Source organism: Pseudomonadota bacterium, assembly GCA_039196715.1.
Classification (GTDB): Bacteria; Pseudomonadota; Gammaproteobacteria; order CALCKW01; family CALCKW01; genus CALCKW01.
Genome location: JBCCUP010000120.1, coordinates 1 through 8,314, shown reverse-complemented (window position 1 = coordinate 8,314; position 8,314 = coordinate 1). Strand labels below are relative to the sequence as shown.

The window sequence follows — 8,314 nt, the reverse complement described above, 5'->3', positions numbered from 1 at the left end:
GGCTACTACGACTACCTGCACATGGATTTTGGCCGGCCGACGCTGCTCGTGCTCACGGCCGGTGGGGCGTCGGTGCTGATCACGCCGACGATGGAGCTCGACATGGCGAACGCGTCGGCCCACGTGGACCGCATCGCGGCCTGGAACGACGGGGAGGGCAACGAGTGGCGCACTGAGCTGCCCGCCCTGCTCTCGGGGGCCGGCACCGTCGGCCTCGAGCCAGACGCCATGCCGCCAGTGGTCGCGCGCGCCATTGGTTCGCTCGTCACCCGCCCCGTCGACATCACGCCAATTCTCGCCGAACAGCGGATGGTGAAGTCGGCTGAAGAGATTCAGCTCGCGCGGCACGCAGGTGACGTGGCCAACGCGATGATGGCGGCCGGGCGCGACGCGATCGGCGCGGGCGTCGCGGAATTCGAAGTGGCACTCGCGACCAGCGCGGCTGGCACCCGCACGGCAGCGACGTTGCTCGCAGCGCACTACGACGACGGCTGCATGTCGCCGAATACCCACTTTCTGCAGATCATGGCGTCGGGCAACGAGATCACCAAACCGCACCACCGCGCCTCGACGCGCGTGATGCAACACGGCGAGCCGGTGTTCCTCTGTTTCTGCGGCATGACCAATTTCCACCGCTTCAAGCTCGGCTTCGACCGCACCTTCTGGATCGGCGACATCACCGACCCGCTGCAGGAACGCCTGTACCGTGTTGCGCTCGAGAGCCAGCGCGCGGCGCTCGACGCGTTGCGGCCTGGTGTCACCGCCGAGTCGGTGCACGCCGCCTACGCCGAGGTGATTCAGTCAGCCGGATTCGACTACCCGTTCCGCTGCGGCCGCGCGACGGGCTACAGCTTCCTCGAAAAACCGCAGCTCGTGACCGGTGACACCACGGTGATTCAGCCTGGCATGGTGCTGGCTGTGGACGGCTCGGTGAGCCAGTCCGGGGTGTTCCGCGCCCAGGTTGGCGACAGCGTGGTGGTCACCGCCGACGGCTGGGCGCCACTCACGTCGTTTTCAAACGCGCTCGAGGACGTGGTGTTGGCCTAATCGGTTAAACGACTCTGTCGCGATTGAGCGGCGTTCTACCCAACAGGATCGACACCGCAAGACGCTACAAGGACGACAGAACCCGATTGACCAGGGCCTCGATTTCGCTGGGACCGTCCGGTTCGCAGTACCGTGCTGCCATCACGTCCGAGATCACGGCATTCAACACCTCGTGGGTAATGAAGTACTGCCTGCCCGCCTCGGGTTGTGCAACCGTCTGGTACCGGCCACTCGCCAAACCCAGAACCGCGTCAAACGACATCAGCGGGCCCAGCGCACTAATTTCGTTCCGTAGCGACCCCAGCGACGGATAGGCTTGGGCGTCAGTTGTGAAGTGCGACAACACAGGCCCCTCATCCAGGCCTGGAGCCATCAAGTGTGCTGTTAAACCCACGTTGGTGAAGCAGCCATCCAGAATGGGGGCCTGCACCACGTCCATGCCCTTGTACTGCGGCAAGGGCCCCATGTGCACATTGATCACACCACCCGGAAAGTGCGACAGCATGGCCTGACGAATCAAGCCACCGCCAGTGAACAACGCGGTGTGGGCAGCTCCGGATGCCAGGCCTGCAGGGGGTTCAACCAAAGTTGTCACCTCGAAGACCGGCACGTTCAGCTGCTTTGCAAAGTCCCGGACATCATTGAAACCGGGTGACAGTGCAGTGAACACGGACTTGAGCGACACCGCACTCTCGGCAGCGTTCTCATCCGCGCGCAGGACGAACTTGCGCCACACTTTTCGCAGCAAACGCGTGCCATCGCGGCTGAACTCTTGCCGGAAACGAGAAAAATCAAGCTTGCGCAAGATGACCCCCGCGAGCGGCACGTCGAATCGCCGGCACAACTCCATCAACACAAGCGTGTTCATGCTCTTGTGCATTGGGCAGATGATGACCACGGGCTTTGTCACGGTCGACTCAGTTCGCCACACAGCACGCGGTGGTGAGAACGGCGTGCCGAGTGCCGGCGATGCAATCTCAACCACGGGCATATTGAGCAAGCGTTCCCGCAGTGCGCGGGTTTCCGCCTGGACACGATCACGCTGGGCCTCACTGCGCAGTGCGTCCGCAGCAAAGAGGGCGCTGTTCAGCGCCGCCGCATCCGGTCGGTCTATCCCTTCACCGGAGAGACACATTGCGTCAATGATCCACTCGAGGTGCGCCGCACTCTCGGCGCCAAAACGCTCACCCGCGTCTCGTGTGAGGTGACGACCGTACAGCCCAGCGTAACGGCGCAGTTTCTCGCGCCACGCCAATCCGTGATCGCTCTGAGCGTGCATTTCACGCGAGAGGGTTGCCCGCTCGTCGGCGGTGAGCCGCGCGAGCCGAGACGGTGGCAACGCTGCGCTCACAAGGCGATCCGTCCGTGTGCAACTCGGCCATCAATACCCGAAAGTGCCTCACCGAAGAACACAAAATCGTCACGTGTTTGGGGGCCTGCCGCAAACGCAATGACACCGGACTTAAAATACGGCATCGGCCAGCGGTCCTTCGGATACCGTGCGACTTCGACCCAATTGATCAAGTCCTCCGAGTAATGCAAGTGCGAGCAGTTGCTCTTAACCCCTTCTCCAACTTCAACTGTGGTTTGCAACACCGCAGAACCGTCCTCGAAACGCTTGCTGAACCACACCGGCCCTTCAAACCCTCTCATTTCTTGGAGTTCACCGCTGGCGCGGTCGAAAACCTGCAAACACGATGTCTGCAACTCCGAATCCATCGCCCAGACGATTTTGTCTGGATCGAAGAACATGCTGACCGGACGCCAACGTTGCTCCCCATTACCGTGTCGAACAACCTCGTTGAATGCGCTGTCGCGCACTTCGAAGACATAGCACTCCCCGGAGAAATCCCCGGTGGGAATCCAAAGGCTGTCGCTGTGGGGGTCGGTGTAGATTCCGTGGATGTGGCGAATGGCACCGGCTTCAAACTCGTGCACGACACTCCACGAGCGACCGTCGTCGCTTGACTGCCACACCGGCACGGCATCGCGCTCGGGGTTGACGCCATATTCGCCAAGCACGATGTGTTCTGATGTCACAGCGATTCCGCAGTGCAGTACATTTCGGCACTGTTTGAGTCTGCCGACCTCGCGCAGCTGCTCGGTGTTCAAGTCGAAGAAGTAAATCAGACCTCGGTACAAGACCACGATGCCGTCGCGCGCGTGATTGAACACCGCGTTCGACTTGTCCAGGCGCAGCAGCCGACGGCTCAAGCGCACTCGGCGGGCGAGGCCGTACTTCATGTGAAGTGGCACGGTGAATCGGTACGTCCGTCCCTGCAGCTCAGCACGGAACACGTTACCCGTACTTGCAATCAGGTCGCCTGTCGAGCTGTCGTAGTAGTGTGCTATCTCATCGACTGCGTAGCGGGTTACTTCGAGCTGCGGCGCGCTCGGCATAGGGAGGGTCCTCATAACGTCGATTGCTGCCCTGTGCAATGCACTCTGGGTCAGCCCAGTATAGTGCGCGTGCGTCGGCACCCGATCGAGGTTCCACGCATCAAACCTCACTGGTATGCGTGGTGTAACGACCGCCTATCTCGACTCTTGACGAGTGTCAAAGTACCGTCGGCTTCGCCAACTGGACAGTGCAGACAACAGAGGATTTTCGTTCTCGCCAGAGGAGCGACAAAGACGACATGATCGGGCTGGCTCCACTTCACCAAGGTGGTTTGAGGGTCAGCTCGGCATAGTTGATCGTATGCGAACTTTTAGGCTTTTCAATGCCGGCGAATCAGGCACTCACTGAGTCTGAACGGATGTGCAGGTCTCACAAGGTTGGGACACAGCCGCCGCTACACACGTATCACCGCACCCGAAAGCACCATGAACCAGACCGCCACGGCCAACGTACCGGTATTTGACACCCTGGCAAGCCACCGGCTCGCCGATGTGATCGCGCAACTCGAAAGCGTCCTGCTCGGCAAGCGCGAGCAGGTGACGCTCGCCCTTGCCTGCCTGCTCGGCCGTGGCCATCTGTTGATCGAGGACGTGCCGGGTGTTGGCAAGACGACACTCGCGCACGCGCTCAGTGCGACCCTCGGGCTCGACTGGACGCGGGTGCAGTTCACCAGCGACCTGCTGCCGGCCGACGTGGTCGGGGTATCGATTCTCGATTCGCGAGACAACAGCTTCGTGTTCCAGCGCGGGCCGGTGTTCACATCCATTCTGCTCGCCGACGAAATCAACCGGGCCCCACCGCGCGCGCAGAGCGCGTTGCTCGAGGCCATGGAGGAACGGCAGGTCACGGTCGACGGTGTGACACACCCGCTCGACGAGGCGTTCTTTGTCATCGCGACGCAGAACCCGACCGACCAGCTCGGCGCCTACCCGTTGCCGGAATCGCAGCTCGACCGTTTTCTGGTCGGCATCGAGATCGGCTACCCGGACGCCACCACCGAACGGAAACTGCTCGAGCTCGGCGACCGTCGGCAGCAGGCGACCCAACTCGACACACTGCTCGACGCCGAGAGCCTGGCGGGCCTTCGCACCCGGTGCGAGGACGTCCACGTGAGCGGCCCGGTGATCGACTACATCCAGGCCCTGATCCACGCCACGCGAACCCTCGGCACCGGCCTCAGCCCGCGCGCCGGCCTCAACCTTGTGCGCCTGTGCCGGGCCTATGCCGTGATCGCCCAGCGCGACCACGTGATGCCCGAAGACGTGCGCGCGGTGTTTCCCGCCCTGGCGGGACACCGCCTGACCGGTCAGGTCAAGAGCGGGCACGCGGTCGCGACCGGGCTGCTGGACCAGGTGGCGATGCCATGACCGCCTCGCCCGAGCGTACGAGAGCGGCCCGCTAGGTCGGCGACCCAACCATGTCCGCGAACACCCTCGCCCACGCCGTCAGCCCGCGTGTCGAGCAGCGCCTGTTCCGCACGCGGCCCGAGGACGCGCTGCCACACACCGCGACGCACCACCGCGTGTACATCGTGCCGAGCCGGCGCGGGGTGGCCTTTCTGTTCGCGCTGCTGCTGATGCTGATTGCCTCGGTGAACTACGCCCTGTCGCTCGGCTACGCGCTGAGCTTCCTGCTGACCGGGTTGTTCGCCGCGAGCCTCTTGCACACCTACAAGAACCTCGCCGGTCTCGAGGTGCATGCGATCGACGCCGAGAGCGGCTTCTGTGGTGACGCCGTTGCCTTTCGCTTTGCACTCCACAACAGCGCGTCGGACACGCGCCACGGCATCTGCGTCCGGACCCCGCACGGGATCACACCGATGACCGCCATTGCCGCTGGCGAGACCGCCACCGCGACCCTGTCGATACCTGCCCGCAGTCGGGGCCGTGTGCGACTCGGCCGGATGACCTTGCAAAGCAACTGGCCCGTCGGTCTCTGGACCTGCTGGAGCTACCTGCACGTGCCCGCCGAGGCAGTGGTGTACCCGCAACCCGAAGCCGACGCCCCGCCGCTGCCCTCGACGCAGACCGAGGAGAGCGGCGACACCCGCGTTGCGTCACTGGACGGCGAGATCGCGGGCGTCCGGGACTACCGACCAGGCGACCCGCTCAGCGCGATTGCCTGGAAGAGCGCGGCCAAGGGTGCAGGCTTGCACGTGCGCACGTTCGAGAGCAGCCAGAGCCCAGCCACGGTCGAGCTGAGCCTGCACGCCACGGGTCACGCCCACCTCGAGGACCAACTCGCCCGCCTGACTGCCTGGGTGGAACGCGCCCACGTGAGCCACACCGAGTTCTCCCTCGAGCTGCCGGGCGAGCACCACGCACGCGACCGAGGCGAGCACCACCGATTGCAGGTCTTGCAAACTCTGGCCCTCTACGGGTTGCCCGAATGAGCACGGCAGCCCGGGGGTGGCGGCGCGTGATACCGCGGATCGGCCGCAGCCCGACCGCGCCCGCGGCCGACAGCCGCACGTTGATCGCGCTGGCGACGGTGCTGTTTCTCGTGCAGTTCCCGCATGTCTTTCACTTGCCGGTCTGGGTGAGTGGGGTGGGCGGAGCGCTGGTGGGCCTCCGACTTTGGCTGCACCGCGAACCCCACCGCCGCGCCTTGCGTTTGCTGTTGTCGCCGATCACGGTCACACTGATCGCTGCAACGTCGGCGCTGTTGTTGCGCTTCGACTACGGCTACTCATTGGGCCGGGACCCGAGCGTCGCGTTCCTCTTCGTGCTGGTTGCCGCCAAGTTCGCGGAAATCCGGCGAACGAGCGACGCCACCTTGCTGTTGTGCCTGTCGGGTTTCCTGCTGCTTACGCAGTACTTCTACTCGCAGACCATCCTCGCCGCCCTCTTCAGCCTGCCGGCGGTGGTCGCCATCGCCTTCGCGCTGTCGATCCTGCGCGATTCGACCAACCCGGCGAGCAACGGCGCGCAACTGCGCTTTGTCGCCAAACTGCTGGTGCAGGGCTTGCCACTCGCGGCCCTGCTCTTTTTCGTGTTCCCGCGCTTGCCCGGTCCGCTCTGGTCGCTGCCCGAGGACGCGATGGCCACCACCGGCCTCTCGGACTCGATGTCACCCGGCAGTATCGGCTCGCTGTCACAGTCCAACGACGTTGCCTTCCGCGTGGAGTTCGACGACGCGCCGCCCGCGCCGCACCGGCTCTACTGGCGTGGTCCGGTATTGACGGAGTTCGATGGACGAAACTGGACCGTGGCCGAGGAGATCCCGGAATCGAGCCCGCAACGGCCGGCCAACGCCGGCACGCGCACCGACTACACCGTGATGCTGCAACCGCACCGGCAGCGGTGGCTGTTCGCGCTGGACGCCGCGGCGTCGGTGCCAACGGCGGACACCGGAGCCACACCCGATCAGAACGGCGCACCGATCGCGCGCCCGCTCGGGCGCTACTTTGCCGACGGTCAACTGATTGCCAACACCAACGTGTCCCAGGTGCTCCGGTACCGACAGTCGTCGGTGTTGCGTGACACGCTCGTGCCGTCCCGGCCACCTCGACCCAGCACGCTGCACCTGCCGGGCAAAAACCCCGAGGCCATCGCCTTCGCCGCTGCCCTGCGCAGCCGTACATCGAGTGAGCACGACTACGCGCGGCACGTGCTCGAGCACTTTCACCGCGACACCTTCCGCTACACGCTGCAACCCCAGGTGCTCGGGGACGCGCCGGTCGACGAGTTCCTGTTCAAGACCAAGGCCGGTTTTTGTGAGCACTACGCCGCCGCCTTCGTGGTGCTGATGCGAGCCGCCGACATTCCGGCACGCGTGGTCACCGGCTACCAGGGCGGGGAGATGAACGGCGACTACATGATCGTTCGCCAGGCCGACGCGCACGCCTGGGCCGAGGCGTTCATCGACGGCGCCTGGCAGCGCTTCGACCCGACCGGCTTTGTTTCGCCATCGCGCGTGGAACAGGGCATTTCGGCTGCCTTGCCAACCGAATCCGCCCTACCCGGGTTGGCCCGGTTGCAGTCGGGTTGGCTGCGCAGCGCGCAGCTGCAGTGGGATGCACTCAACCACCAGTGGCAGCGGCTGGTCGTCAATTTCGACAACAACAGCCAGAAGAAACTCTGGGACAAGCTCGGCTTCCTGAACCCATCGCTGTTGCACATCGTGCTGTTCGTCATCGGCGCGAGCCTGCTGTGGGCGCTGTTCATCCTCGGCATCCCGCACCGACGCCACGCGCACCTGTCACCGGACGAGCAACTCTGGCAGCGCGCGTGTCGGATCCTCGCCAACCACCGCCTGCCGCGACAGCGCAACGAATCGGCATCGGAGTACCTGCACCGTGCGGCGCAACGGTGGCCATCGCAGCGTTTGCGGCTCCGCGAACTCGACGCGGCCTTCACCACACTCCGGTTCCGCCGCACCGAGGATGCACACGCAACGGGTGTCAGGGCGCGCGTCCAGCGCGAGCTCGCGCACCTCGCGTTCGGCATTGCCCTGACACGGTTCAGCCGCCGCCAGGCAGCGCAAGTCGCGTCCACGGAGAGCCGCGTCACAGCGAGCACGTGACAGACTCACGAACGGATACGGACATTCCCTGGCTGCGGCGCACGGCCTCACCCGTGGGAGCTGCATCGTCGCGAAGCGACATGCAGCGAATGCCGTGGTGACAGAGAGATCGCATTCGCCGACGCTCACTTCGTGAGGCGGCGGCTCCCACAAGGCATGAGACATCCCGAAGCTATGGAGAAACGCCGAGCTCGTGGGAGCTGCATCATCGCAACGCGATATACAGCGAATCTTTCGACGACCGACACACCGCATTCGCCGACGCTCACTTCGTGAGGCGGCGGCTCCCACAAGGCATGGGGCATCCCGAAGCTATGGAGAAACGCCGAGCTCGTGGGAGCT

6 protein-coding genes are annotated in these 8,314 nt (G+C 64.5%); 4 read left to right on the top strand and 2 right to left on the bottom strand.

Annotation, left to right across the window (positions count from 1 at the left end):
- A partial coding sequence (locus AAGA11_21955; GenBank protein MEM9605538.1) for a Xaa-Pro peptidase family protein occupies window positions 1–1,047 on the top strand: 1,047 nt, incomplete at its 5' end.
- A 64-nt stretch (window positions 1,048–1,111) separates the two neighbouring features.
- On the opposite strand, the gene AAGA11_21950 is transcribed toward AAGA11_21955, so the two are convergent.
- Together AAGA11_21950 and AAGA11_21945 are read right to left on the bottom strand one after the other, a co-directional pair.
- Window positions 1,112–1,957: a formyltransferase family protein gene (locus tag AAGA11_21950; protein ID MEM9605537.1), complete on the bottom strand. Its 846-nt coding sequence runs from the start codon at window positions 1,955–1,957 to the stop codon at window positions 1,112–1,114.
- Window positions 1,958–2,394: 437 nt separating this feature from the next.
- The gene (locus tag AAGA11_21945) at window positions 2,395–3,447 is read right to left on the bottom strand and encodes a hypothetical protein (protein MEM9605536.1); all 1,053 of its coding nucleotides are present in this window, start codon (window positions 3,445–3,447) and stop codon (window positions 2,395–2,397) included.
- Between the two features lie 426 nt (window positions 3,448–3,873).
- Between AAGA11_21945 and AAGA11_21940 the strand changes: the two genes are divergently transcribed.
- Genes AAGA11_21940 through AAGA11_21930 form a run of 3 tightly spaced genes read left to right on the top strand, consistent with a single transcriptional unit; the run spans window position 3,874 to window position 7,972 of the window.
- Window positions 3,874–4,815: an AAA family ATPase gene (locus AAGA11_21940; GenBank protein MEM9605535.1), complete on the top strand. Its 942-nt coding sequence runs from the start codon at window positions 3,874–3,876 to the stop codon at window positions 4,813–4,815.
- 50 nt (window positions 4,816–4,865) lie between these two features.
- The gene (locus tag AAGA11_21935) at window positions 4,866–5,840 is read left to right on the top strand and encodes a DUF58 domain-containing protein (protein MEM9605534.1); all 975 of its coding nucleotides are present in this window, start codon (window positions 4,866–4,868) and stop codon (window positions 5,838–5,840) included.
- Window positions 5,837–7,972, top strand: coding sequence for a DUF3488 and transglutaminase-like domain-containing protein (locus AAGA11_21930; GenBank protein ID MEM9605533.1), 2,136 nt, complete (start codon window positions 5,837–5,839; stop codon window positions 7,970–7,972). Before AAGA11_21935 ends, AAGA11_21930 begins: the two co-directional genes overlap by 4 nt.
- Window positions 7,973–8,314: the final 342 nt, after the last annotated feature.